1 protein-coding gene is annotated in these 326 nt (G+C 23.9%); it reads left to right on the top strand.

The genetic code is table 11. From position 1 onward, the window contains the following. On the top strand, positions 1 to 326 hold a 326-nt coding region (locus RCF13_RS02855), incomplete at both ends, for a hypothetical protein (protein WP_308140823.1).

Below are 326 nucleotides of genomic sequence, written 5' to 3'. Positions count from 1 at the left end.
TATTTTCATTCTATAGACCATGGAATATTAGCAGGATTTATATTATTTGATAGGCTTATAAAAAATTACAATTCAGCATTTGAAGAAGAGAAGGATAAAAATACTCATACTAAATACGAAAATTTTGAGCATAAAAATTTAAGTTGGAAAAGAGAACATCAAGATCATTTTGCTATAATTGCAGATAGTATAATTGCTCATAATATTTGGTTTTGTAATCAATTAAAAGAAGAAAAACAACGTTATAAGTTATATGGTTTAGATCCATTAATTCCACAATATCTAAAGAAATTTAAACTTAAACAAAAGCCGTTAATATTCTTTTT

It is taken from the genome of Stenotrophomonas maltophilia group sp. RNC7 (genome assembly GCF_030910085.1).
Classification (GTDB): Bacteria; Pseudomonadota; Gammaproteobacteria; order Xanthomonadales; family Xanthomonadaceae; genus Stenotrophomonas; species Stenotrophomonas sepilia.
This window is presented reverse-complemented; position numbering and strand designations above follow the sequence as displayed.